We start from the raw sequence: 24,436 nt of genomic DNA, 5'->3' as shown, positions 1-24,436 counted from the left end.
GCTTTTCTAGATCTTTTGATCGAAAATTTTTGTAGCACATAACAAAAATGAACACAAGTGGACTCGAACTACCGACCCCCACGATGTCAACGTGGTATCTTCATTTGCTAGAAAGTTTGTAGAGTAGGACTTTTGAGCATTGTCAACAAGGTGACGGGGTAAAAAGCGCCTTTGATTGATTAACTCAAACCGCCTGTAGTTGTGTAAGATCAATAATCTTCATAATTTTTTCGTTGGCTATGGACTACACCATCAATAATAAAATCGTCTCCTTTATCTGGTCGATCGCGGATGATTGTTTGCGGGATGTGTATGTGCGGGGCAAGTATCGCGATGTGATCTTGCCGATGTTTGTGTTGCGCCGTCTGGATTGCCTTTTGGAGAAAAGCAAAGCGGCAGTTTTAGAAGAGGTGCGTTTTCAGCGCGAGGATGCAGGATTAACCGATCTTGATCAGCAAGGTTTGCAAGAGGCAAGTGGTTATGTTTTTTTCAATATTTCTGACTGGACGCTTACCAAGTTAGTCAAGACGGTTACGAATAATCGTCAAATTTTGGAGGCGAATTTTAAGGCTTATCTAGATGGCTTTAGCGATAACGTTAAGGAAATTATTGAGAAGTTTGAGCTACGTAACCAGATCAAGCGGATGGTGGAGGCGGATGTATTGTTGGAGGTGCTAGAGAAATTTATCGATCCGCGCATTAATCTGAGTCCTGATGAGGCGATCGATCCTGATGGACGTAAGTTGCCGCCTTTGACCAATTTGGGTATGGGCTATGTATTTGAGGAGTTGATTCGGAAGTTTAATGAAGAAAATAACGAAGAGGCGGGAGAACACTTTACGCCCCGCGAAGTTATTGATTTGATGACGCATATTTTGTTTGAACCTGTGAAGGATCGCTTACCTCCTGTGATTACGGTCTATGACGGAGCTTGTGGATCAGGGGGAATGCTGACGGAATCACAGAATTTTATGATCGATCCTGATGGGAGAATCAGGTCTAAGGCGGCGATTTATCTCTATGGGAAAGAGGTGAATGGGGAAACCTATGCGATCTGTAAATCGGACATGATGATTAAGGGGAACGATCCTGCAAATATTAAGTTTGGTTCGACTTTGGCGACGGATGAGTTTGCGGGGATGCGCTTTGATTTTATGTTGTCCAATCCTCCCTATGGGAAGTCTTGGAAGGGGGAACAAAAATCGATTTTGGATGGCAAGGATGTTGTCGATCCACGTTTTCAAGTATCGCTTCCCAATTTTAAAGGGGTTGCGGAAATAGTGCCTGCGATTCCGCGATCTTCGGATGGACAGCTATTGTTTTTGATGGATATGGTCAGCAAGATGAAGCGGCTAGAGGATAGTCCTTTGGGTTCGCGGATCGCGTCGGTGCATAATGGTTCGTCTTTGTTTACGGGGGATGCGGGTAGTGGTGAGAGTAATATTCGCCGCTACATTATCGAAAATGATTGGTTAGAGGCAATTATTCAACTGCCAAATAATTTGTTTTACAACACAGGGATTACTACTTATATTTGGGTTTTGGCGAATCATAAAGCGCCACATCGTCGGGGTAAGGTGCAGTTGATTGATGCTTCGGAGATGTATCGCAAGTTGCGTAAAAATTTGGGTGCGAAGAATTGCGAGTTTGCTCCTGAACATATTGAGGAGATTACGGAAATATATTTAGAAATGCGATCGCATTTCTCTAAATATGACTCAGAGGGCGAGGGGAGACAGAGAGAGATTTCTAAGGTTTTTGATAATCGGGATTTTGGCTATTACAAGGTGACGGTGGAGCGTCCTTTGCGGTTAGCGGCTCAGTTTACGGCAGAACGGGTGGCGAGTTTGCGGTTTGTCCCTGCTTTGCGTGAGGTGATGGAATGGGCTTATGGTGAATGGGGCGATCGCCTATATGCTGAGTTGGAAAACGATCCTAAGTATAAAAAGGCGATCGAGGAATATATTGATAAAGAGGAACTTGCGGTATCTCCTAAAAATCGTAAGGATTTGTTATCGGTGAAGACTTGGGAGACTCAGAGAGATTTGATGCGATCGGCTGAGAGGCTGATGGGGCATATTGGCGGGGATTTATATCTAGACTTTAATCAGTTTGCGATTATGTTTGATGGAGCCTTGAAAAAGCTAGAAATCAAGCTGTCATCGAGTGAGAAGAATCAAGTTTTAAATGCGATTAGTTGGCGCGATGAGTCGGCGGCTAAGGTGGTGAAGAAGGTTCATAAACTCAAGGGGGATAAGCTCAAGGAGTTATTGGAGTCTTTGGGAACGGTGCAGGAGCATTTACAGGATTATGGTTTCTGGGCTACGGGTGTGAAGGGTGAGTGGGTTGAGTATGAGTCGGATAGTGAGTTACGGGATAATGAAAATGTGCCATTAAAAGAAGTCATTCATGATTATTTTGTGCGGGAGGTGCGTCCTCATGTGACGGATGCTTGGATTGCTTTGGATAAGACGCAGATCGGCTATGAGATTAGTTTTAACAAGTATTTTTATCAGCATAAGCCTTTGCGAAGTTTGGAGGAGGTGACTTCAGAGATTTTGCAGTTAGAGCAGGAGACTGAGGGCTTGTTAAAGAGGTTAGTTAGTTTTGGTGAGGTCGGACATGGATAAACTAAGTATTTATCGTAAATATATTCAAGATATTTTGACCACTTACGCTTCTTGGGGTAATCCTAAGGATGGTTTGGAAACACAGCTAATTTTTGATTGCGATCGCGATCATTATCAATGGCTAGAGATTGGTTGGGAGGGGGCGGTAAGGGTTTATTCTTGTGTGATGCATTTTGATATTCGGGATGGCAAAATCTGGCTACAACGCAATATGACGGATCTCGATCCTGCTGAGGAGTTGGTGGAGTTGGGTGTACCGAGGGAGGATATTATTTTGGGTTTACAGCCGCCGTATAAACGCAAATATACTGATTATGGTGTGGCTTGAAGTCAAAATTTCTGCGCCTCCTGATTTTTCTGTCAACCATTATCGCTACATGAGTTAACTAAATACGGATTTTAAAATATGGCTTTTCCTAAGTATGAGAGTTATAAAGATAGTGGTGTGGAATGGTTAGGAGAGATTCCTAGTCATTGGGAATCTAAGAGAAATCTTGGGTTATTTGATGAAAGAAAAGAAACTAATCGCCCAGATATGGAGTTGTTGTCAGTAACTATCGATCAAGGTGTTATTAGACAAAGTGAAATTTCAATCAAAAAGGATTCGTCGAATGAAGATAAGTCTAAATACAAGGTAGTGTATCGAGGAGATTTAGCTTATAACAAGATGAGAATGTGGCAGGGTGCGATCGGTATGTCAGATTACACTGGTATCGTCAGTCCAGCTTATATCATCCTAAATACGCGCAACAAAAATTACGCTAAATTCTTCCATTATCTCTACCGTACAGAACTATTTATTAGAGAAGCTAATCGGCATTCTTATGGACTATGTAGTGATATGAATAGTCTGCGGTATGAAGATTTTAAAACTCTTTATTCACCAGTGCCACCTCATGATGAAGTCAATAGAATTGTTGATTTTCTCGATCGCATTACCAATGACATAGACCAAGCGATCGCTAAAAAACAACGCCTAATCGAACTCCTTAACGAACAAAAAGCCATCCTCATCAATCGCGCTGTAACTAAAGGGCTAAACCCTAATATCCCTATGCGTGATAGTGGTATTGAGTGGATAGGCGAAATCCCTGAACATTGGAAGTCTCAACGCCTCAAGTTTTCAGTAAAAAATATTTATGACTGTAAAAATAGAACCCCAGAATATTTTGAAAACGGAGAATATTTTGTTATTCGTACTTCTAACGTCAGAAATGGGAAATTAAGTCTTGAAGATGGCTTTTATACTGATAGAAATAATTTTATAAAGTGGACACAGAAAGGACAGCCATTACCTAATGAATTAGTTTTTACTAGAGAAGCACCCGCAGGAGAAGTTGCAATGATTCCAGATAATAATATTGAGATGTGTCTTGGACAAAGAATGATGGGTATCAAAACTAATGAAAATGAGGTTTTAAGCAACTACCTGTTATATTTTCTGCAATCTCAAGCACTCAAAGAATATGTTGCCATTAAATCTGCTGGCAGTACAGTAAGCCATTTACGAGTTGGTCAGGTCTTTGATATTCCAATAATTTATCCATCAAGTATTAGTGAGCAGAAAGAAATTGCTGATCTTTGCTCTAGATATACAGAAGAAATAGATTATGGCTGTAAGTTTATACAAAATGATATTGAGAAAATTAGAGAATTTCATAAAACTCTCATTGCAGAAGCAGTTACAGGCAAAATCAAAGTATGAATACAGGCGATCGCGCTTTTTAGCCTTATGTCATACTTAAACCATTGGTAATGAAATATCACCATGACTCAAACCCCACTCCGCACCGCCATAACCAGCGAACAAGACCAAGATCAACGCCTCGTCTATTCGGGCATCACTTGGGAACAATTTAAACTGATTCAAGCAGGTTTCGCCGAATCTAACCGAGTCAGACTTTTTTATTATCAAGAAACCATCGAAATTCTCATGCGCGGACGCGCCCACGAATTTAACAAAACCATCATTGGATTCTTGATCGAACTATTTTGTCTAGAAAGCAACATCGAATTTGAACCCACAGGCTCAATGACCCAACAACGCGAAGGCGAAGTCTCCGTCGAGCCAGATGAATCCTATTGTTTCGGCGCATCCAAAAACACACCCGATCTCGTTATTGAAATAACCTTTAGTAGCGGCAGCCCCAAAAAATTACAACGCTATCAACCATTACAAATTCCCGAAGTATGGTTTTGGCAAAACGGTACATTTAGCCTCTATCGCCTCAATGATGACCACTACGAAGCGATCGCCAAAAGCCAAATACCAGAACTAGCCAACCTCGATATCGACCTGCTCACAAACTGCATTGCGATCGCCCAAACCTCCCGCCTCGAAGCCTCCAACACCTTCCGCAATGGCATTAAAAAGAGATAATGTGTAAATATGCCTGCAAAAGACATTTACCATGATGCGGTCAAAAACGCGCTTATTCAGGACGGATGGGAAATTACCGCCGATCCTTACTTCATTAAGTACGAAGACGCTGAACTTTATGCAGACCTCGCAGCCCAAAAGCCGATCGCCGCACAACGTCAGGAACAGAAAATCGTTGTCGAGATCAAAAGCTTTATTGGTAGATCTCCCATGTATGACTTTCATAACGCCATCGGGCAGTACATCGTTTACCGTAACCTCATCCAGATCACCGAACCTGAATATAATCTTTATCTAGCGATCGACGACCTCACCTACGAAAACTTTTTTCAACGTGCCTCAATTCAATTAATCACCAAACAAAACAACTTAAAAATTATCGTTGTAGATACCCAACAGGAGCGCATACAGTTATGGATAAATTAACCTACTATCGCCACACGATCCAAACCCTGCTCAGCGACTACTACAACCTCAACCAACATCAAAACCAAGAAAATCCAATTTGCGATCGCCTAGCCCTCGACCCAGAACGAGATCAATACCTATGGCTTCGCACTGGATGGGATGGCAAAAAACGAGTTCAACATATCATCCTTTATTTACAAATCCAAAACGGTAAAATCTGGATAGAAGAAGACAGTACCAACTTTTGTATCGCTGACGATCTGCTCAACGCCGACATACCTAAACAAGACATCATCCTCGGCTTTCAACATCCCAGCAAAAGACACCTCACCGAATTTGCAACCAATAGCGAAAACGAAATTTTACTCATAAGGTAATCAAAATGGTTCAACTTGCCCCAAAACTACTCAGCACCGATACCTTTATCGCCAAATATGGCGACACAACGCAATACGAACTAATTGATGGAGAACTAATTGATTTGGAACCAACAGGACTACATGAACAAGTAGCCGCCCTCATCGGACGGAAACTCAACATCGCGATCGATCAGCAAAACGCACCATTTTTCATTCCCTATCGCTGCTTGATCAAACTATTAGGCACAGAAACCGCCTTTCGCCCCGATGTCATCGTCCTTGACCAAAGCCAACTCCACCAAGAACCCCTCTGGCAACAAGAACCGATCATTTGCTTAGGTCAATCGATCAAACTGATCGTTGAAGTTGTCAGCACCAACTGGCAAAATGACTATGCCCGTAAAGCCGAAGACTACGCTCAACTAGGCATCCCCGAATATTGGATCGCTGACTATCTCGGACTTGGTGGCAGAGAATATATCGGCACACCCAAACAACCCACCCTCACGATCTGCACATTGCAAGGCGATCGCTATCATCGCCAACTATTTAGAAATAGCGATCGGCTGCAATCCCCCACATTTCCGAGCCTAGAACTCACCGCCGATCAAATCTTTGCAGCAGGAAAACTGTAAAGATAGGCGGCGCGTTGCGCCGCTTATCTTTGCCATCATAAATTTTAGAAATATCAAATTATGGTCAGCCAAACCAACGAAAAAAAACTAGAAGACCTCATCGAGCGATCGCTAATTACCAACTCACGCTATGAAAAAGGGGATTCGGCTGACTACGATCGCGAATTTGCGATCGACAAACAAAAATTTTGGCAATTTCTCGAAACCACCCAATCGCAACAACTCGACAAACTACGCGATCGCCCCAACTGGCAACGCCTGATCCTCGAACGCCTTCATCGTAAAATCCAAAAAGATGGCATTATCTCTGTTTTGAAAAAAGGACTAGCGATCGATGACGCACACCTCACCCTGCTCTACAGCCTCCCCCACAACGACAACAACCCCGAAATTCAAGCCAACTTTGATCGCAATATCTTCTCCCTGACGCGCCAAGTCTACTATTCCGAAAGTAACCCCCAACTCTCCATCGATATCGTTCTATTTATCAATGGCATTGCGATCGCCACACTTGAATTAAAAAATACTTGGACAGGTCAAACCACATACCACGCTAAGCAACAATATTGCGACAAGCGAGATCCTAAAGAACCCCTATTTCAATTTGCCCGTTGCCTTGTTCATTTTGCAGTGGATACTGATGAAGTCTGGATGACCACCAAACTCGATCGCCAAAGCACCTATTTCTTACCCTTCAACAAAGGCAACAACTACGGCAAAGGTAACCCAGTTAACCCCAATGGACACAAATCCGCCTACCTCTGGCAAGAAACCCTCACCCGTGAAAGCTTGTCCAAAATCATCGAGCATTTCGCCACCCTCTCCACCAAATCGAAAACCCTACTTTTCCCCCGTTACCATCAACTCGATGTCGTCCGCCAAATCCTCACCCATGCCCAACAAAATGGCGTAGGACATAAATATCTGATCCAGCATTCCGCAGGTTCAGGCAAATCCAACTCGATTACATGGACAGCCTATCAACTGATCGAACTCTATGCCCAAGGTGCATCTACACCCCTCTTTGATTCCGTCATCGTTGTCACCGATCGCCGTATTCTCGACAAACAACTAAAGGACACCATCCAAGGTTTTGCCGCCGTTAAAAATATCATCGCCCATGCCAGCAACTCCCAAGAACTCAAAACTGCTTTAGAAACTGGCAAAAAAATCATCATCACCACGATCCAGAAATTCCCCTTCATCGTTGATGGTATTGAAAATCTTAGCGATCGGAACTTTGCCGTCATTATCGATGAAGCGCACTCCTCCCAAAGCGGACAAGCTGCCGATAAGCTCAGCATGACCATCGGCATGGATGAAGAAGATCCAGAGGATAACCAAGACAAAATCCTCAAGGTAATGGAAGGACGCAAGTTAAGTAAAAACGCATCCTATCTCGCCTTCACCGCCACACCCAAACCAGCTACCCTCGAAAAATTTGGCATCAAACTCCCCGATGGTAAATTTCAACCATTTCACCTCTACTCGATGAAACAGGCGATCGAAGAGGGCTTTATTCTCGATGTCTTAGCCAACTACACCACCTACAAAAGCTATTACGAAATCCGAAAATCCATTCAAGATAATCCCCTCTTTGATACCGCCAAAGCTCAAAAAAAACTCCGCGCCTATGTAGAATCGCACCAAGAAACGATCGCCACCAAAGCCGATATTATGCTCAACCATTTTATCGAACAGGTTTGGCAACCGAAAAAGCTCAAGGGCAAAGCCAAAGCCATGATCGTCAGTCGGAATATTGAAACCGCGATCCGTTATTTCTTTGCGATTCGCGACGCTCTCACCGCCGCTAATATGCCATTTAAAGCGATCGTTGCTTTTTCTGATGAAAAAACTATCGATGGTATCAAATACACCGAAGACATCCTTAACGGATTTCCTAGCAAAGATATCCCCACAGAATTTGCAAAGGATGACTACAAAATTTTAGTGGTTGCTAATAAGTTCCTCACAGGTTTTGATGAACCCTTACTGCACACAATGTATGTCGATAAAAAGCTGCAATCTGTTCAAGCCGTCCAAACCCTATCGCGTCTTAATCGTTGCAATGCATCCGTAGCCAAAAACGATACCTTCATCCTTGACTTCTTCAATACCATTGATGAAATTAAAAAAGCCTTTGACCCTTTCTATACCTCGACAACCCTCAGCCAACCCACCGATGTCAATGTTCTCCACGACCTCAAAGAAGCATTAGACGGTGTTGGCGTATATGAATGGTCTGAAGTTCAGCAATTTAACCAACTCTTTTTTAATAAGGCTGAAGCCGATCAGCTTAGTCCCTTAATTGACACTGCTGCCCATAGATTCGACCGCGAACTAGAACTAGAAAACGAAGCCAAAATCGACTTCAAAATCAAAGCCAAACAGTTTGTCAAAATATACGCTCAAGTCGCCTGTATCACTCCCTTCAATAATATGCAATGGGAAATGTTGCACTGGTTTCTCAAATTCCTCATTCCCAAACTGATAGTCAAAGATCCCACCCAAGAACACCTCGATCAGCTACTCGAAAGCATCGATCTATCGACCTATGGCTTAGAGCGCGTCAAACTAAATCACACTATTACCCTAGATGCAAACGCATCCGAACTCGATCCGCAAAACCCTAACCCACGCGGTTTTCACGATGAAATCCAAAAAGATCCCCTCGATGAAATTATTGCCGCCTTTAATACCCGATTCTTTACAGGATGGAATGCAGTCAAGTTTATGAACATCGTGCATCATATAACTAAACATCCTAATTACGAATCTCAAGTAGTCAACAACCAAGACGAGCAGAACCGTCATCTAGCCTTCGAGCAGTTAATCAGAGAAGCTATGAATAAAGAACGTAAGCAAGATTTGGAGACATATAAACGCTATGTCTCCGATCCAGATTTTAAACGAGCTTTTGATGCCAGTATTATGATGCTACTTCCCAAAGTGATCGATCAAGGTTTATCCCAAAGTTAAAAAAGGCTATGCTGTTTTTAACTTTGGCTTAGTTTTAGCGTAAGGCACTGTATATGAACACAAGTGGACTCGAACCACCGACCCCCACGATGTCAACGTGGTGCTCTAACCAACTGAGCTATGCGTTCTGACGGATTAATAATATAACATAGTGAAGTTATATTCAACAAAAAATCTATGAAACTAATTTTGTATAGCAAGCAAGGATGCTGCCTATGTGAAGGTTTGCTGACAAAATTACAACAGGTAAAGCAAGTTGCCTTCGATCTAGAAATTAGAGATATCACTAGTAATCCAGACTGGTTCGATCGCTATCAGTATGAAATCCCAGTACTTTGTTTGCTTAACGATCGCCAACAAGAACAGGAATTACCAAGATTTTCGCCGCGATCGCCAGTCGAGAAATTGGAAGTATTACTTCAGCGCTACTGCTAAATTTATGACATCCATGAATTCGTCATCACTTGTTTAGTGGTCGTCAGCGCATAGATATCGATCACCCCCGGATATCTCGATGCACCTCGCGTTTTTAAGCTAGACATCCCCAGTGCAATTTTGGCATTGCCGCTATCGTTAAGTTTAGAGCAGCGACTAAAGCGACTATGGGCATTGACAAAGATCGTACTACTATTAACACGACTGACAAAGCGATCGCGCTCAGATAGGGAATCAGTCAGCAAGACATCGGCATGACCACTGCTGTACTGATTAATCCATGCGATCGCCTCTTCAGTATCATTAACAATCTTGATGGCGATCGTCTCATCTAAATAAGCCTGTCCCCAAATATCCTCAGACTCGATTGATTGGTCAATAAGAATTTGACTTGGTTTGTCTGTTTCCTCGCTATGGGACTCCTCCAGAAATTGCCGAAAATAGGCGGTTGTTTCCGCACAACCACGTACTACTAAACCTAGCTTTCTAAGATTACTAATCCATTCACCGAGACTGCGATCAATTAAAGATCGCTCAAGCCAAGATCGATGTACGACAACCTTTTCAATCGCATTGACTGCATCAGGATCACCTTTACGACTATTCAGAATAATTTCTTTGGCAAAGTCTAACTTACCTGAAGCCGCTAAATATAGATAGCAATTGCCCATAGAGATGGGCAAAGCGGAAACCGTTGCTTGTTTGCTTACCTGCTGCACAAAACTAGGGCGACCATAGGGAATCACCAATCGCAAATACTTTTCTTGGACAATTAGTTCTTTGAGGGTCACCCCTTTGGGAACGCAGGACATACATGCTTCAGGAAAATTTCTAGCTATGAGGATTTCCTTAGCGATTGCCGCGATCGCTTCTTGGGTATTTGTGCCTTCATTCCCGCCCTTGAGAATAATTGTATTACCGACTTTAAGACACATGCCCGCCGCAATTAAGCCCAGTTGAGGAAAGCCTTCATAGATAAAAGCTACTACGCCTAAAGGGACTCGCTGATAGCCATTTATGCCCACATGCAGGGTAAGTGGATCAGGCAGATTCGCAAGCTGGATCAGACATTCGATCGCATTGTTGAGACGTTCGGGAGTCAGTTTCAGCCACTCTAATACCAACTCAGGTACAGCCATATCGCGGCTAGCTTCTAAATCCAGCGTATTCGCTTCTAAAATCTCGTTTTTATGCTTTTTAATGCTATTGGCAATTTCTAGCAGCAAACTATCGCGGTCTCTAGTAGAGATTTGCATCAGTTGCAGCGCCGCATCATGGGATTTATAAATGAAGCCTGTAAGGTCTTCTGGTGACATACTCAGTAATAAATAATTGTTAAAGATCGCGCCGACGGATCACGAGCAATCGCCATATTAGCAAACCTAAAAGGGTAAACAACAAAATGGCTAGAGGAATACCTAAAGTTGATTTGAGATTTAGCGCCCAGACAATAACTAAAGCAAAAAACAACAGTGAAGCCGTATATATCAAAGCCATTTCTATCCAAGTTTGCTGGCTATTTCGATAAATAGGTTGCCATTTACCAGTCCATTGCCATGTATGTTGTTGAGACTCAATCCCACCTAACTGTAATAGACTATAGCCGTCGTTTTCTAGCTGAAATAGCAAAGAGCAGCGATCGCATCCAAAAGCATCCGTCAATGCGATCGGCTTTAGCTTGCCGCGTTTGCGAGGGCAAGGACAGGGGTAAATTTGCTCTAGATCAATTTTTTGAGGCTTATGGATATGCACTAGACGGACATGCTCAACAAGGATGCTAATGGTAGGCTCAGAATAGGAATATAGATCAGGCAACTAATCAAAATGATTGTATAGCAATCCTAAATCATTTGATAAGAAAGGCAAGGGGCTTAAGCCTTTTGTTTATCAGCCTTAGATTCTCGATTTGGTTACTTTTACTCATCCCCCAGCCACGAATTTGGTATTGAGGGGCAAAGCCCCTTAATACCAAATTCTTACAACAATTGCCAATTAAACAAACCACAAGAAAAAGCTTAAAAGCATTGATTAGCAATGCTTTTAAGCTTTTTCTTGATTTGTGTGCAAGCGCAAATTGCTGTAAATAATGTGCGGCTCTCTACGCCGCACATTACTACCTCTAGATGTCTATTAAAATTTTGTGTAGTAATTTACCAAGATTGCTGTATTATTTTATTCGGTGCAAAAAACACCTAAACCAAGCGGATGTGGCGGAATTGGTAGACGCGCTAGATTTAGGTTCTAGTATCTTTGATGTGAGAGTTCGAGTCTCTCCATCCGCATAAAAAATCCCCATAAAAAAAGAGGTAATGCTTCGCATTACCTCTTTTTTTTATTTAAGCCATTCTTCGAGGCTAGTGGTTAATTTACCTGTGATTTGGGCAGTAAGCTGATCGCGCTTTTGTTTGCGTAGCCATTTTTGGAATTGCTTTTCGTATTCTTCGCTTTCTGACTGGTAAATAACCCATGAATCCAGTGCAATAGCTAATCCCCAAAACAATAGAGGATAGATTGCCCAGCCGATTCGACCAGATGTAAACAGGTTGAGTGCTACTAAAAAAGAATTAACGATCGCATATTTCAGGACATTTGACTTTAAAGATTTTTTTTTGTATTTGTCAAACTCTACTTGCTCTTTGCGAACAGCTTGTGTAGATTGCCATTCCTGAACGGATGCTAAAAAATCGGCTTCACTGATGCCCATATCAGAAGCAATCTCATATACTTGCTGTTTGGTCAGATTTTGACCATTGGTTCTCTTGGCAAGGGCATAACGGAGAATTTGATCGACTTGTTCTTCTGAATAAGTTTCCATATTTTCCTCCAGAAAAATAAATACAAACAATGAGTTGTTTGTATTTATCCTAGTTCAGTAATGAAGCGATCGCAGCAATCACGTAGCCAATAGGTATAGGATTGTGGATTTTCTTGAATATCAGCTTGCAAAAATTTTAAATCTATCCATTTCCAATCTTCGGCTTCTTCAGGATTGAGAACAGGTTCGCGATCGCAATATCCTAGCAGCACATGATCAAACTCATACTCAGTTAGTTCATGATCTAGCTGAGCGCGATAAACAAAACTAAATAGCTCTTGCAACTCACAATCAAAGCCCATTTCTTCTTGCAAACGACGATGAGCCGCATCTAATGTCATTTCGTGGGGGCGCGGATGACTGCAACAGGTATTTGTCCACAGTCCTCCTGAATGATATTTATGCTTAGCTCGTTTTTGCAATAAAAGTTGATTCTGTGAATTCAGCACAAAAATCGAAAAAGCACGATGTAGTGAACCCTCACGATGTGCTTGCAATTTTTCCGCAATCCCCACTTGGAGATCGCTTGTATCCACTAAAATAACTTGTTCTTCTAATTGCGTAGTTAACTGCGCGGTTGCACTCATGGTATTTACAAAAATAATATTTTAAAAGCCTTGCTTTGCAAGGCTTTTAAAATATTATCTGGTTTTGCTTAGGTCACTTGCATTAAGACAAATCAAACCCCAAAAAGCGAGTGGCGGCACTTTGCGCCGCCACTCACTTTTAAACTCGTGTCAAATATATCGGTTAGAATATATTACAAAACTACACATTCGCAGGAGTTTTATGGATACCATCGACTTAGAAAAGCTTTTTCAACGAGGCTACTATGTCACCCTCGGTGCAACATCATCATTACTTGAGGTAATCCAAGACCCCACCAAACGCGAAGAAAATCTCAAAAGGTTGGGGCGCAGTTTTGATGAGATTACTCAAGAGCTTGCTGAAAAGGGTGTAACGACTGAGGCTGAGGCTCGTAGCTATGTAGACAAGTTTATCGCGCAACAGGTAAACGGCTCATCTACTACTACTTCTGAATCAGCAGGTTTAACTACTGTCACCACAACGGCTAAAACTGTTGATGACAATACAACGGATAGTCCATCGGAGCGGTCTAATCAATCTATAAAAGCAAGTATGCGGGATGAGATAAAAGAACTCACAGATCAGCTAGCAGGTTTACGTTCAGAATTAGAGAAGTTACGCTCCAACTAAAAAGGAAGAGGCGCGATCGCGCCTCTTCCTTTTTAATTGATGTTAAGTAGATGAGCATATTAAAACCTCAAACCAAAGATTGTTCCGCCCGCTACGCGGGCGGAACAATCTTTTCGGTTTTTAGTTTATTTATGCCTAGCTACTTATATGGTATTGAAGGTGGGGCTTGGTTTCCAAGCGTCTACCTTTACAAATATGTAGGGATTTGGACTCCAAATCCTTTTTGAATTATGACGTGCAAACAAACATTATGACTATCTTTGTTCTAAGTAACATCAGATATTTGTTTAAAATATTAGCAAACTTGAAGTCTTAAATAGAACAAGGAGCTTAAGCCCCTTGTCTGTGGTGATTATTAATAGGTTCCTGCCTTATTTGCCGTATCTTTCAAATTCGCATTAAAGAACATAGGAATGAATTTCTCGACAAAAGAAGATGGATCTTTTTCCCAAGCTCTCTTAACTAGATCGATTCTAGTTTTTTGCAATTCGGTAGAGAACAAAGTCTGAGGAAGTTGATCGATTAAGTATTGAGGACGTTGCCAGAGAGGAAGTGTATCGGCAATCTTCATCAAATTCTCCACTCGGCGCACTTCTGCACCAGCGAGAACATCCATTCCTGATTCGTAGGCAGCTTGCTCGATCGCAGCATATTTACGCTTAGCAGTATCCACCTTGGCATGGAGAGCTTCACTCTTTTTAGCAATTTCGGCTAGCTTGCTATTACCCCAACGCACATGAGCAACTTCTTCAGGAAGAATTTGGGCGATCGTTTCACGAATTTTGATGTTTTCGGGAGTTTGCTCAGCTTTTTCTAGGGCGCGAATATGGGCGGCGAAGTATTCACAACCACGCTTTTCCGTGACATTGATCGCTGCAAGTGATTCGATGATGCCATCTTCAGCAGTAGTGATCGTATCATGGCTAATGAAGCGCTCAAACTCATCGATATAGGAAGTTCCAGGAGGAGTGCCGATATCTTCACCAAGTTCATAGAGCAAATCAGTTAACCAGAGCGCATGACGCGCTTCATCGGCAACGTGATGCGATAAATCTTTGATTAAGTCACGGGGCTTGCCGTCGAGTCTTTCGATGAGGTCGGTCAAGTCTTTGCAACTACGTTGTTCATTGAAACGATAGCGATTGATTGTGACCATGTGGATTTCACGCTGACGCACCACTTGATCGAGAATGTCTTGGGCGCTTAGCTGTCCACGAAGTTTACGAGGATATGCAACAGTCATTTTTTAAACCTAGATAATAACGGTAGGATAATTTGCGCTATGCGCCGCTTATCCTATAAAGATTTTAATCCTAATTTGTAAAGAAGTGTGAAGCCTGAACCTATATCTACTCATTTAGCTACTCCCTACGACTGGCTCGATCGCTCCCTAGACTCGATCCACAAAGCTAACTGGTATCGCTCTACGCAAACCATTACGAGCAAAGCAGGGGCGATCGCCACCATTGATGGGCGCGAAATGTTGATGTTTGCTAGCAATAATTATTTGGGTTTAGCAGGCGATCGCCGCTTGATTGACGCTGCCATTAAGGCGACAGAAATCTACGGTACAGGCTCAACGGGATCGCGCTTAGTAACGGGGCATTTGGCTTTGCATGAGGAATTAGAAGCGGCGATCGCTGATCTCAAAAATACCGAAGCGGCGTTAGTGTTTAGCTCTGGCTACTTAGCAAATTTGGGGACAATTGCGGCGATCGTGGGGACGCGAGATTTGATCTTAGGTGATGCTTACAATCACTCTTGTTTGAAAAAAGGTGGCTTGCTCAGTGGCGCAACGGCGATCGATTATCAACATTTGGACTTAGCTGACCTTACCGCCAAATTGCAAGAGCATCGAGGGAAATATCGACGTTGCCTGATTACGACCGACAGTGTGTTTAGTATGGATGGAGATCTTGCACCATTGCGGGAAATAATGGACTTGGCGTACCAATACGACTGTATGGTGTTAGTTGATGAGGCGCATGGCACGGGTGTATTTGGCGATCGCGGCGGTGGCTTAACTCAGGCTTTAGGAATTCGGGAAAACTTAATTCAAGTAGGAACCCTGAGCAAAGCTTTGGGCAGTTTGGGGGGCTATGTGGCAGGTTCGGCAAAACTAATCGACTATTTACGCAATCGCGCCGCTACTTGGATTTATACGACAGCGCTATCGCCTGCGGATACGGGCGCAGCGATCTCGGCAATTAAGATTGTCAAAACTGAGCATACTCTCCGTGAGCAGCTTTGGCGAAATGTGGCGCTATTTACACAGGGTTTACAAAATTTGGGCATTCGAGCGATCGCTATGGATTCACCGATTATGGCGATCGAGGTTGGCGATATTCCACAAACGCTACAAATGGCAACCCACTTACGCGAAAATGGAATCTTTGCACCTGCCATCCGTCCGCCTACCGTTCCCACTCCGCGTATTCGCTTAACCCTGATGGCAAGCCATACCCAAGCACAAATCCAGTTTTTGATGCAATGTTTACAATCTTGGTAAATCTTGACGTTCAGACAATGATCTTAATGACTAGTATTGATGCAGTTTTACAGTTGTTAATACTGATTTTTTTATGCTCATTGGTAAATCAATATCGCGGAGTCAAAACCTATACGTTTGGTAGAGCTTTCACAATAATTAGCTATTTTATCAGTTTAATTAAAAGCCCCTTCGTCTCTCTAACATTAGTTTTAGCAGGTTTTTTTCTTCTCATAGGTACTTCCATCTCATGCTTGGGAATTGCTCAATTTACTGACAAAAAGATTAAGCCCCATTATCTATTAATTATTAATCTTCTATTCATAGTTGTTCAGTCATATTTTTTGATATTTAAAGATGTTTTTGTATTTAAAACCATTACTCAAACAATCTTTCAAATGGTTGTTTTTTCCATATCTACCTATTGTTTACTAACGACTTCCCATAAAAGCTTTGTTGGAGCTTCTAAGTTTATGGCGATTGTCATGATTAGTTTATTAATTTCATTGGCAGGTAGAGTTATACTCCTTCTCAAAAATCCACCTAATCAGTTATTTGTTCCCAACGAGCTAAATGCTTCCACTTTGATCTTCGTATCTGTGTTTACTTTTCTATTAACGGCTGGATTTATCATGATGGTCTGTCAGAGGCTTTTCTATGATTTGAAGGTTGCAGCTAACACAGATGTGCTGACTCGTTTACTTAACCGACGGGCAATGATGCATCAGCTTGAGATTGTGATGAATCAGTTTTATCGTAGCGATCGCCAGTTTGCGATTATCTTGATTGATGTGGACTTTTTTAAGCGGGTTAATGATGTCTATGGGCATGATGCTGGTGACATTGTTCTCATGCATCTTGCCCAAATTCTCCAAACCAAAATGCGACAAATAGATTCAGCTAGTCGTTGGGGGGGGGAAGAGTTTTTGATTTTATTGCCTGATACGACGCTTAATCAAGCGAAGGAGATTGCGGAGCGATTACGTTACTATGTGGAGACAAATCCCACGCCATCTAATATTCAAATCACGATTAGTTTAGGAATAGCCGTCATCCGTCAACATGGCAATTCGTTGGAGAGCTTAATTACGGCGGCTGATCATGCTTTATATGCAGCCAAGAGAAATGGGCGTAACCAAGTAGCGATCGCTGACTAGATATTGAAGTTTAGTTGTTGCCAGTCTTGTTAGGACACAAATCCAGAATGCGAGTTGCGGCGCTTCGCACCGCAACTCGCATTCTGGATTTTGATTAGTCCTAGTACAAATCGTGACAGCTATAAGAAATGGAACTTCCCGTCGTTTCTCACTTCTTGAGTTTTGTTAGCTAATTAAGCCAAGAGGACAGCGTTCGGGTTTGCGAAACTCCCATTTTACCAATCCACTTTCTACGAGTTCGGGTGGCGGTAAGTCCTCAAGAACAGGTGAGAGCCGAATTACAAAATCGGTGTATTGTTGCGTGGAGGCTTCTCGGTAATATTTTTGGAGAAGGTCTGGATCTTCTTCAATTTCACAACCGATCCATGCAGGCATAGTTGTATTAGGGCGGGTTCGCTCGAAATATGCTTTTAATGGCTCAGCAATAATTTCTGCTGTTGGTTTAAATAGGTCAGGCTTCACAATCTGTCCCCAGCCCGTGGATAAATCCCCCGGTGCATAGGAATATACTTCAACTTGGTATTCATTTGGCGGAACTTCGACAAAGCATTGTAAAGAATCACTACTATCTGCGATCGCCCTTGCTTCAGCTATATCATCAAATTCCTCTTCATCACCGAGCACACCTGAAACTACCATTTGTCCACAGGATAGATCAAGTCGCCATCGTACTCGTGCCACCCATTCATCACTTTCTTGTTCATTGAGTTCTCCCATCACAACGCGGACATTGTAGCCATCATCTTGATAGAGATCCATCGCCAGAAATGCTTTCTGTTCAAGGATGGCTGCTTTTAATTTCTCTTGATCGTTATCCCAAAGTAAATTGCAAAAGCCTTCATAGTCTTGGCTAGCAAAGTCCTTTGCGCCAACCCAAATCATACAGCCTGCTTCCCAAAAGCCAAATTCTAGGCGATCGCCTATACTCAATGCCTCAGCCATAAACCACCATTGATTTAGAGGGTTTGCTTTAAAATTATATACCCCACGAATTAAGATGGCGGCGCGAAGCGCCGCCATCTCATCTTGGGGGGTAGTGCTATAAAACACCTTTAGAGCTAGGAATCATGCTGGCGCGACGTGGATCGACTTCTACCGCCATCCGTAAAGCTCGGGCAAACGCCTTGAAAGCAGCCTCGATAATGTGATGAGAATTACCGCTTTCTAAGAGGCGCACATGCAGTGTCATTTGCGCGTGATTAACCACAGCTTGAAAAAACTCACGGATTAGCTCTGTGTCATAGGTTCCCACTCGTTGATTGGGAATCACTAAGCCATATACCAAATAGGGGCGACCCGAAAAGTCGAGAGCTACCTGTACTAAAGATTCATCAAGGGGAGCAACAAAATGCCCAAAGCGATTAATTCCTTTGCGATCGCCTAATGCTTGCCCCAGAGCTTGTCCTAACACAATCCCCACATCCTCATTGGTGTGATGATCATCAATGTGTAAATCACCTGTTGCTTGCACATCAAGATCAATCAATCCGTGGGAACAAATTTGATGCAGCATGTGATCAAGAAAAGGAATACCAGTATTGATATTGCCTTTGCCAGTGCCATCAAGATTTAGCACCACAGTGACATCGGTTTCGCCAGTTTTGCGGTGGACTTTGGCAATGCGAGGAGTATCGTAGGACATAGCGGAGCGGAATTGATAAAGGTTGTAAAGGGTCAGATTTACTACACTGTAACCTTAAATTGCGATCTCTTTGTTCGATCTATTTACCAATCCTTATAAACAGGTGAGAGTGCGCCCCGAAGGGGCGCACTCTCACCTGTTTAGGATCGCTATAATCTACGGCAAGTTTCTAAATAAGGTGCTGAAGAATGGTGAATCGTTTCCTACTTATACTGTTGTTGATCTTGCAACTAATTTGGTAATTGCTCAACCTATAGAAAACAATGATTTGAGAGGATTCAAAGCGATAAGAATGGACTCAAAAGCAGAAAAGCCTTGTCTTTTTCCAGTATTGACAATGGAACGAACAGCCGCAAATAAGTCACGCCCCCAATCGGAGCGAAAACCATTCGTAACTTTTCTAAAAATGACACTCCAACGTAAAGCCTGTTCGCTAGAGTTATTAGTTGGCGGGATGGTGTGGTCATCCAAAAACAGAAATAAGTTTTCTCGTAATTCTAGATATCGCTTCTGTAATCTAAGTCCATCTTCTTGAGTAGGTAACAGAGCTAAAATATTGTCGAGGTCTCGATACAATCGACATCGATATTGATAACGAGTAGAGTCAGCTAAATCCGACCATCGCCTTCGCAGCACCAAAGCTCGTAGCAGCAGCTTTTTCATCCTGCCAGAGAAAATCTGGTCTCCTGCATCAATTCCATACTGACAATCTCTGAGTTGATGGGCAAGACAAACTTGCCATTCTGTCGCTGGATTGGTCTTTTGGGCGCTAAACAAATCTGATACCCACACCTCTGGTTGATGCTCTGCCATCACTTCGGCGATGACATCTGCGCCTCTAGACGGTCGGATGATATGAAAACATACTTGTTCGTTCTGAAATACCCATTCCCATTGATTTTTACCGTTTACCCTTGCTCTGGTTTCGTCACTGCATACTAGACGAGATGTTTTTAGGGCTTGGAGTATTCCTGTCACCTCCGACTCTAGTTGTCCTTTCACCCTTGTTAAGAGATTGGCGATACCTCCTTCTGATATCTCTAAGCCAAATACTTCACTCAGCATTTGCTGCATTCTTCCATAGCTTATACCGTGACTGTATCTCATCGTTGTCACTAGGGCAGCTATTCTTTCTCCAAAGGGACTTCCTACTTCAAGTCCTACGGGTAATGCTGCGATTTGTTCCTGTCCACAATGCTCACACTTGCATCCATACCTTTCGATTCTGGTAACGATGGGCTTGATTGGTGGTATATCGATCTTGTCGTATCGTTCCAGTAATACCTGCATTGATTCAGCGATCTCTTTCCCACATTCTGCACAACTTTTTACAGTTGCTTTGAGCGTTTGGTCTGGATTTTCACTCAGTTGACGACCTCCTCCATCTCTTCCTATACTTCCTGCTCGTTTGCCTTCTGTTTCTTCTGGATTATTGATTTCCGCTTTAAATCCTTTGGCTGGTGGCAAACTTGAGTTCTTTGAAGTCTTCTTTGGTTTCTTTTCTAACTGCTTCTGTAGTTTTTGTAGTTCTTCCCATAACTTAACTATCAAGGCTTCTTTTGCCTCGTCTGTTAGTTCTTTTAGGTTGGGTAGTTCTTTCATTTCTTTAATTTATCAGCTTTTGCCCCTTTGTCAATTTTCCTACGTTGAGCTATTACCTAATTTGTTTGGGAGTACTGTGGATTAGTTGTTTCCCTGGGGAGCTTGCCGATCTGCCCTTTATTCTTCTTTTGATTGTGTATATTTATGGAATCCCGCTTTTAATTGCATTTGTAGTGATAATTGTAGTTGGGATGCAAATCTTGAAGAAAATAAATTTTTTCCCTGCAATTCAAACCTTAGTAATCGCTGCTGCAATAACTTTAGGGCTAACAGTAATTTTATTAAAAACCAATCTGCCCCAAACAATTGCCTTTTCAGTATCACGTCCTGCATTTGAGTCGGTTGTTGCGGATGTAGATAAGCTCAATTCAATCTGTAATAGCAAACCAGTTAACCAACGGTTAGGTTTATATCGCGTCATAGAATGCGATCGCGATAGTCGTGGTGGCATCTATTTTAGTACTGCGAACTTTCGCTTTATTGATATCTCTGACTTTTATGGATTTGCCTATCAGCCTAACCCCTATGGGAACTACCACTTTGGCTCTGATATTTATAAATATTATCCCCTTGTAGATGAGTGGTATGGATTTACAGCAGGTAAGCGTTCTTGATATTCCCTCAGAATTGCATGAGGACTATCTTGTATAGCGATCGCGCTTATGTCAGTCGTAACAATCTCTCAATACAACTTAGCTTAGAGAGGGCATAGACTCTGATAGGCTTAAGCTGAGACTCTAGCATTCTGATTGTTGGCAAAAACAATGAACAATTTACCGACAAAGCCAGTTTGGCACACTTTAACGATTGATGAAGCGATCGCGGCTTTGGACACAAATCCAGAGTTGGGACTAGAGTCGTGGCAAGTGAGCGATCGCCAAGCGATCTATGGTCGTAATGAATTAACTGGCAAGGCGGGACGCTCTAAGCTCAGCATTTTTGTCGATCAGTTTACTAACATCATGCTGTTGATGCTGATGGGAGTGGCGGTAGTTTCCGCAGGATTAGATTTGCGGGTGGGTAATTTTCCCAAAGATGCGGTAGCGATCGCCGCGATCGTCATTCTCAATGGCATTTTGGGCTATGTCCAAGAAAGTCGTGCCGAGGAAGCACTTGCGGCTTTAAAACGCATGGCGGCTCCCAATGTAAGAGTCCTTCGCGAAGGCAAAGTTACGGAAATCCTCTCAGCAGATCTGGTAATAGGGGATATTGTGTTTGTGGATGCAGGGATGCAGGTGGCGGCGGATGGACGCTTATTAGAGGCGATCAAGCTGAAAGTCAGAGAAGGAGCGCTGACGGGAGAATCGCAAGGCATAAATAAGTTTGCCGATCAAATATTTCATGAAGACGAATCATTGGGTGATCGCCGCAATATGCTCTTTCAGGGGACTGAGGTATTGCAAGGACGCGGGATGATGCTGGTCACATCGATAGGAATGCAAACAGAATTAGGCAAGATTGCGAATCTACTGCAAGATGTGGAATTGGAAGAAACTCCCTTACAAAAACGCATGACCGAACTTTCTAAGGCTTTGGTAGTTTCCTCTTTGGTGCTAGTAGCGATCGTAATTAGCATAGGGCTATGGCGGAATGGTGACTTTGTGAAGTTGCTAAATACATCCTTAAGTATGGCGGTTGCAGCAGTTCCTGAAGGTTTACCTGCGGTGATTACGGTGACTCTTGCCCTTGGCACTCAGAGAATGGTACGTCGTAATGCACTGATTCGGAAATTGCCTGCGGTGGAAACCCTTGGTTCAGTGACCATGATTTGTTCCGATAAAACAGGAACGCTGACCCAGAATAAAATGGTAGCCGAAAATATTTTTACTACAAGTTATGCTGCCCAAATAAGCGGAACTGGCTATGAACCAATTGGTGAGTTTTCGCTTTCCCGACTAGCAGGAGATATGCTAGCTAGTGATCTCAGTATTTATCAATGTGCAGAATTACAGCTTTTACTAGCGTCAGGTGTAATTTGCAATGACTCCTATCTCCAGAAAAAGACTGTTGAACAAATGAGCGATCGCCAAACCTCAAAAGGAAAAAGAAACTTAAGCCCCTTGCCTGTGGCTACCAATAATTCACAATGGAAAATAATTGGCGATCCTACCGAAGGCGCGTTATTAACTTTGGCAGGAAAAGCTAATCTTTGGCAGTTGCACTTTACGCATTATTTCTCAAGGGTTGCAGAGATTCCCTTTACATCTGAGCGGAAAATGATGAGCGTGATCGCTACCATCAACAGTATGAATGCCGAAGATACACCCGAAGCCCTACGAGCGATCGCGTCTTTATTACCGAGTACACCTTACTTTCTATTTTGTAAAGGTTCGCCAGAGTTAGTTTTAAGTCGCTGCGATCGCATTCAAATCGATAAGCAAATTGGTTTAATTACAACTTCCTATAAAACGGCGATTAACATTCAAAATACTCTCCTTGCTTCTAAAGGAATGCGGGTATTAGGATTTGCCTATCTGCCCTTAGAACAATTACCGACAGAGGAAGAACTAGCAAATATAGAAAATAATCTCGTTTGGTTAGGAATAATCGGGATTCGGGATGCGCTCAGGGCTGAAGCTGCTAAAGCTGTGCAAATCAGTCGTCAGGCTGGGATTCACACGACGATGATTACAGGCGATCATCAACTTACCGCCCAAGCGATCGCCCGTGACTTAAATATTTTTTATCCAGATAGCGATCGCGTTTTAACGGGGCAAGAAATTGAGTTGATGACCGATGATGAACTCACGACTCTCTCTCGACAAACTGCTGTCTATGCCAGAGTTTCCCCTGAGCATAAACTAAGAATCGTCCAAGCATTACAGCGATGTGGTGAAGTGGTGGCGATGACTGGTGATGGTGTGAATGATGCCCCTGCACTCAAACAGGCGAATATCGGAATTGCCATGGGAATTACGGGAACAGATGTTTCTAAAGAAGCCAGCGATATGATTTTGCTGGATGATAACTATGCGACGATTGTGGCGGCAACTGAGGAAGGACGCACGGTTTACGCGAATATTCGCCGCTTTATTAAATATATTCTTGGTAGTAATGTCGGTGAAGTGATTGCGATCGCTTCCACTCCATTTCTCGGTGTTAATGCAGTTCCCCTTAGCCCTTTACAAATCCTATGGATGAATCTAGTTACAGATGGTGTACCTGCATTAGCTTTAGCCGTGGAGCCATCAGAAGCTGATGTAATGCAACGACCTCCTTTTAATCCCCAAGAGAATATTTTTGCGAGGGGATTAGGTTGGTATATCCTGCGAATTGGTGTTGTTTTTGGTTTGCAAACTATTTCCTTAATGGAACTTGTCTATAACTCTGGTAATCCCTCATGGCAAGAGCATTGGAAAACAATTACATTTACAACTCTCTGTATTGCTCAAATGGGTCATGCCCTCGCCTGTCGTTCTGATTCCAAACTGATCATTGAGTTAAATCCTATTTCCAACCCATATCTCTTATTTTCCGTAATTTTTACCACGATCCTGCAACTTGCGCTGCTCTACGTGCCAAGCCTACGACAATTTTTCGGGACAGATGCTCTTTCGGCTTCAGAGTTGGGCTTATGCTTTGGATTCAGTATGCTGTTGGTTTTGTGGGTGGAATCAGAGAAAATTATTTTCAGGTGGTGGCGGAAGTCTCACCCTGCAAAATTCCCTGTAAAACCTCAGTCCTAAGC

The 24,436-nt window shown here is 42.8% G+C and carries 22 protein-coding genes and 2 tRNA genes; 15 read left to right on the top strand and 9 right to left on the bottom strand.

The features are described 5' to 3' along the window. Window positions 1-239 precede the first annotated feature (239 nt). The 8 genes from ABM313_RS03070 (at window position 240) to ABM313_RS03035 (ending at window position 9,391) form a co-directional block, all read left to right on the top strand. Complete coding sequence (locus ABM313_RS03070) at window positions 240-2,630, top strand: N-6 DNA methylase (RefSeq protein WP_434686240.1); 2,391 nt, start codon at window positions 240-242, stop codon at window positions 2,628-2,630. Then, window positions 2,623-2,958: a XisI protein gene (locus ABM313_RS03065; protein WP_434686239.1), complete on the top strand. Its 336-nt coding sequence runs from the start codon at window positions 2,623-2,625 to the stop codon at window positions 2,956-2,958. Before ABM313_RS03070 ends, ABM313_RS03065 begins: the two co-directional genes overlap by 8 nt. Window positions 2,959-3,036: 78 nt before the next feature. Continuing rightward, window positions 3,037-4,335: a restriction endonuclease subunit S gene (locus tag ABM313_RS03060; RefSeq protein WP_434686238.1), complete on the top strand. Its 1,299-nt coding sequence runs from the start codon at window positions 3,037-3,039 to the stop codon at window positions 4,333-4,335. Between the two features lie 63 nt (window positions 4,336-4,398). Further along, on the top strand, window positions 4,399-5,010 hold the full coding sequence (locus ABM313_RS03055) for a Uma2 family endonuclease (RefSeq protein ID WP_434686237.1): 612 nt from the start codon (window positions 4,399-4,401) through the stop codon (window positions 5,008-5,010). Between the two features lie 9 nt (window positions 5,011-5,019). Next, complete coding sequence (locus ABM313_RS03050) at window positions 5,020-5,436, top strand: XisH family protein (RefSeq protein WP_169362046.1); 417 nt, start codon at window positions 5,020-5,022, stop codon at window positions 5,434-5,436. Further along, entirely contained in the window at window positions 5,424-5,795 is a 372-nt protein-coding gene (locus tag ABM313_RS03045) for a XisI protein (RefSeq protein WP_434686236.1), read from the top strand. Before ABM313_RS03050 ends, ABM313_RS03045 begins: the two co-directional genes overlap by 13 nt. Before the next feature lie 5 nt (window positions 5,796-5,800). Then, window positions 5,801-6,412 carry a Uma2 family endonuclease gene (locus ABM313_RS03040; RefSeq protein ID WP_434686234.1) on the top strand — a complete coding sequence of 204 codons (612 nt, stop codon included), beginning with the start codon at window positions 5,801-5,803 and terminating at the stop codon, window positions 6,410-6,412. A gap of 60 nt (window positions 6,413-6,472) precedes the next feature. Beyond that, on the top strand, window positions 6,473-9,391 hold the full coding sequence (locus ABM313_RS03035) for a type I restriction endonuclease subunit R (protein ID WP_434686233.1): 2,919 nt from the start codon (window positions 6,473-6,475) through the stop codon (window positions 9,389-9,391). Window positions 9,392-9,445: 54 nt separating this feature from the next. On the opposite strand, the gene ABM313_RS03030 is transcribed toward ABM313_RS03035, so the two are convergent. Continuing rightward, window positions 9,446-9,519 (bottom strand) — tRNA-Val (locus ABM313_RS03030). Between the two features lie 49 nt (window positions 9,520-9,568). Here ABM313_RS03030 and ABM313_RS03025 point away from each other — a divergent pair. Continuing rightward, window positions 9,569-9,826 (top strand): glutaredoxin family protein, encoded by a 258-nt coding sequence (locus ABM313_RS03025; protein ID WP_434686232.1) that lies wholly within the window; start codon window positions 9,569-9,571, stop codon window positions 9,824-9,826. 2 nt (window positions 9,827-9,828) lie between these two features. Here the strand turns inward: ABM313_RS03025 and ABM313_RS03020 are convergent, their stop codons facing one another. Beyond that, window positions 9,829-11,142, bottom strand: a complete 1,314-nt coding sequence (locus ABM313_RS03020; protein ID WP_434686231.1) for an aldehyde dehydrogenase family protein — start codon at window positions 11,140-11,142, stop codon at window positions 9,829-9,831. 19 nt (window positions 11,143-11,161) lie between these two features. Continuing rightward, window positions 11,162-11,641 (bottom strand): hypothetical protein, encoded by a 480-nt coding sequence (locus ABM313_RS03015; RefSeq protein WP_434686230.1) that lies wholly within the window; start codon window positions 11,639-11,641, stop codon window positions 11,162-11,164. A gap of 386 nt (window positions 11,642-12,027) precedes the next feature. Between ABM313_RS03015 and ABM313_RS03010 the strand changes: the two genes are divergently transcribed. Beyond that, window positions 12,028-12,108: transfer RNA gene (locus tag ABM313_RS03010), tRNA-Leu, on the top strand. A 50-nt stretch (window positions 12,109-12,158) separates the two neighbouring features. On the opposite strand, the gene ABM313_RS03005 is transcribed toward ABM313_RS03010, so the two are convergent. Continuing rightward, window positions 12,159-12,641, bottom strand: a complete 483-nt coding sequence (locus ABM313_RS03005) for a 2TM domain-containing protein (RefSeq protein ID WP_434686229.1) — start codon at window positions 12,639-12,641, stop codon at window positions 12,159-12,161. Between the two features lie 44 nt (window positions 12,642-12,685). Then, window positions 12,686-13,228, bottom strand: coding sequence for an isopentenyl-diphosphate Delta-isomerase (idi, locus tag ABM313_RS03000; RefSeq protein ID WP_434686227.1), 543 nt, complete (start codon window positions 13,226-13,228; stop codon window positions 12,686-12,688). A gap of 202 nt (window positions 13,229-13,430) precedes the next feature. On the opposite strand from idi, the gene ABM313_RS02995 reads away from it, so the two are divergent. Beyond that, window positions 13,431-13,859 (top strand): hypothetical protein, encoded by a 429-nt coding sequence (locus ABM313_RS02995; protein WP_434686226.1) that lies wholly within the window; start codon window positions 13,431-13,433, stop codon window positions 13,857-13,859. Window positions 13,860-14,214: 355 nt separating this feature from the next. Here the strand turns inward: ABM313_RS02995 and ABM313_RS02990 are convergent, their stop codons facing one another. Next, the gene (locus ABM313_RS02990; protein WP_434686225.1) at window positions 14,215-15,102 is read right to left on the bottom strand and encodes a ferritin-like domain-containing protein; all 888 of its coding nucleotides are present in this window, start codon (window positions 15,100-15,102) and stop codon (window positions 14,215-14,217) included. Between the two features lie 87 nt (window positions 15,103-15,189). Here ABM313_RS02990 and bioF point away from each other — a divergent pair, with 87 nt between their 5' ends. Both bioF and ABM313_RS02980 read left to right on the top strand, forming a co-directional pair. Then, on the top strand, window positions 15,190-16,368 hold the full coding sequence (gene bioF / locus ABM313_RS02985) for an 8-amino-7-oxononanoate synthase (RefSeq protein WP_434686224.1): 1,179 nt from the start codon (window positions 15,190-15,192) through the stop codon (window positions 16,366-16,368). Between the two features lie 464 nt (window positions 16,369-16,832). Beyond that, window positions 16,833-17,504 (top strand): GGDEF domain-containing protein, encoded by a 672-nt coding sequence (locus ABM313_RS02980; RefSeq protein ID WP_434686223.1) that lies wholly within the window; start codon window positions 16,833-16,835, stop codon window positions 17,502-17,504. Window positions 17,505-17,669: 165 nt separating this feature from the next. Here ABM313_RS02980 and ABM313_RS02975 read toward each other — a convergent pair whose 3' ends face one another. The 3 genes from ABM313_RS02975 to tnpC form a co-directional block, all read right to left on the bottom strand. Further along, window positions 17,670-18,524: a hypothetical protein gene (locus tag ABM313_RS02975; protein ID WP_434686222.1), complete on the bottom strand. Its 855-nt coding sequence runs from the start codon at window positions 18,522-18,524 to the stop codon at window positions 17,670-17,672. A 19-nt stretch (window positions 18,525-18,543) separates the two neighbouring features. Continuing rightward, entirely contained in the window at window positions 18,544-19,146 is a 603-nt protein-coding gene (gene hisB / locus ABM313_RS02970) for an imidazoleglycerol-phosphate dehydratase HisB (protein ID WP_434686221.1), read from the bottom strand. Window positions 19,147-19,392: 246 nt separating this feature from the next. Next, entirely contained in the window at window positions 19,393-20,748 is a 1,356-nt protein-coding gene (gene tnpC, locus ABM313_RS02965) for an IS66 family transposase (protein WP_434684645.1), read from the bottom strand. 200 nt (window positions 20,749-20,948) lie between these two features. Between tnpC and ABM313_RS02960 the strand changes: the two genes are divergently transcribed. Then, window positions 20,949-21,362 carry a hypothetical protein gene (locus tag ABM313_RS02960; protein ID WP_434686220.1) on the top strand — a complete coding sequence of 138 codons (414 nt, stop codon included), beginning with the start codon at window positions 20,949-20,951 and terminating at the stop codon, window positions 21,360-21,362. A gap of 150 nt (window positions 21,363-21,512) precedes the next feature. Further along, complete coding sequence (locus tag ABM313_RS02955) at window positions 21,513-24,434, top strand: cation-translocating P-type ATPase (RefSeq protein WP_434686219.1); 2,922 nt, start codon at window positions 21,513-21,515, stop codon at window positions 24,432-24,434. Window positions 24,435-24,436: the final 2 nt, after the last annotated feature.

The organism is Pseudanabaena minima str. Chao 2107 (assembly GCF_051131155.1).
Lineage (GTDB): Bacteria > Cyanobacteriota > Cyanobacteriia > Pseudanabaenales > Pseudanabaenaceae > Pseudanabaena > Pseudanabaena minima.
The sequence above is the reverse complement of the archived record's forward strand: the minus strand, read 5'-3'. Positions and strand labels throughout refer to the sequence as shown.

Bases quoted from the DNA above. Each gene is read 5' to 3' on its own strand.
- ABM313_RS03070 (WP_434686240.1), top strand. From the start codon at position 240: ATGGACTACACCATCAATAATAAAATCGTCTCCTTTATCTGGTCGATC.
- ABM313_RS03065 (WP_434686239.1), top strand. From the start codon at position 2,623: ATGGATAAACTAAGTATTTATCGTAAATATATTCAAGATATTTTGACC.
- ABM313_RS03060 (WP_434686238.1), top strand. From the start codon at position 3,037: ATGGCTTTTCCTAAGTATGAGAGTTATAAAGATAGTGGTGTGGAATGG.
- ABM313_RS03055 (WP_434686237.1), top strand. From the start codon at position 4,399: ATGACTCAAACCCCACTCCGCACCGCCATAACCAGCGAACAAGACCAA.
- ABM313_RS03050 (WP_169362046.1), top strand. From the start codon at position 5,020: ATGCCTGCAAAAGACATTTACCATGATGCGGTCAAAAACGCGCTTATT.
- ABM313_RS03045 (WP_434686236.1), top strand. From the start codon at position 5,424: ATGGATAAATTAACCTACTATCGCCACACGATCCAAACCCTGCTCAGC.
- ABM313_RS03040 (WP_434686234.1), top strand. From the start codon at position 5,801: ATGGTTCAACTTGCCCCAAAACTACTCAGCACCGATACCTTTATCGCC.
- ABM313_RS03035 (WP_434686233.1), top strand. From the start codon at position 6,473: ATGGTCAGCCAAACCAACGAAAAAAAACTAGAAGACCTCATCGAGCGA.
- ABM313_RS03025 (WP_434686232.1), top strand. From the start codon at position 9,569: ATGAAACTAATTTTGTATAGCAAGCAAGGATGCTGCCTATGTGAAGGT.
- ABM313_RS03020 (WP_434686231.1), bottom strand. From the start codon at position 11,142: ATGTCACCAGAAGACCTTACAGGCTTCATTTATAAATCCCATGATGCG.
- ABM313_RS03005 (WP_434686229.1), bottom strand. From the start codon at position 12,641: ATGGAAACTTATTCAGAAGAACAAGTCGATCAAATTCTCCGTTATGCC.
- idi (WP_434686227.1), bottom strand. From the start codon at position 13,228: ATGAGTGCAACCGCGCAGTTAACTACGCAATTAGAAGAACAAGTTATT.
- ABM313_RS02995 (WP_434686226.1), top strand. From the start codon at position 13,431: ATGGATACCATCGACTTAGAAAAGCTTTTTCAACGAGGCTACTATGTC.
- ABM313_RS02990 (WP_434686225.1), bottom strand. From the start codon at position 15,102: ATGACTGTTGCATATCCTCGTAAACTTCGTGGACAGCTAAGCGCCCAA.
- ABM313_RS02980 (WP_434686223.1), top strand. From the start codon at position 16,833: ATGATTAGTTTATTAATTTCATTGGCAGGTAGAGTTATACTCCTTCTC.
- ABM313_RS02975 (WP_434686222.1), bottom strand. From the start codon at position 18,524: ATGGCGGCGCTTCGCGCCGCCATCTTAATTCGTGGGGTATATAATTTT.
- hisB (WP_434686221.1), bottom strand. From the start codon at position 19,146: ATGTCCTACGATACTCCTCGCATTGCCAAAGTCCACCGCAAAACTGGC.
- tnpC (WP_434684645.1), bottom strand. From the start codon at position 20,748: ATGAAAGAACTACCCAACCTAAAAGAACTAACAGACGAGGCAAAAGAA.
- ABM313_RS02955 (WP_434686219.1), top strand. From the start codon at position 21,513: ATGAACAATTTACCGACAAAGCCAGTTTGGCACACTTTAACGATTGAT.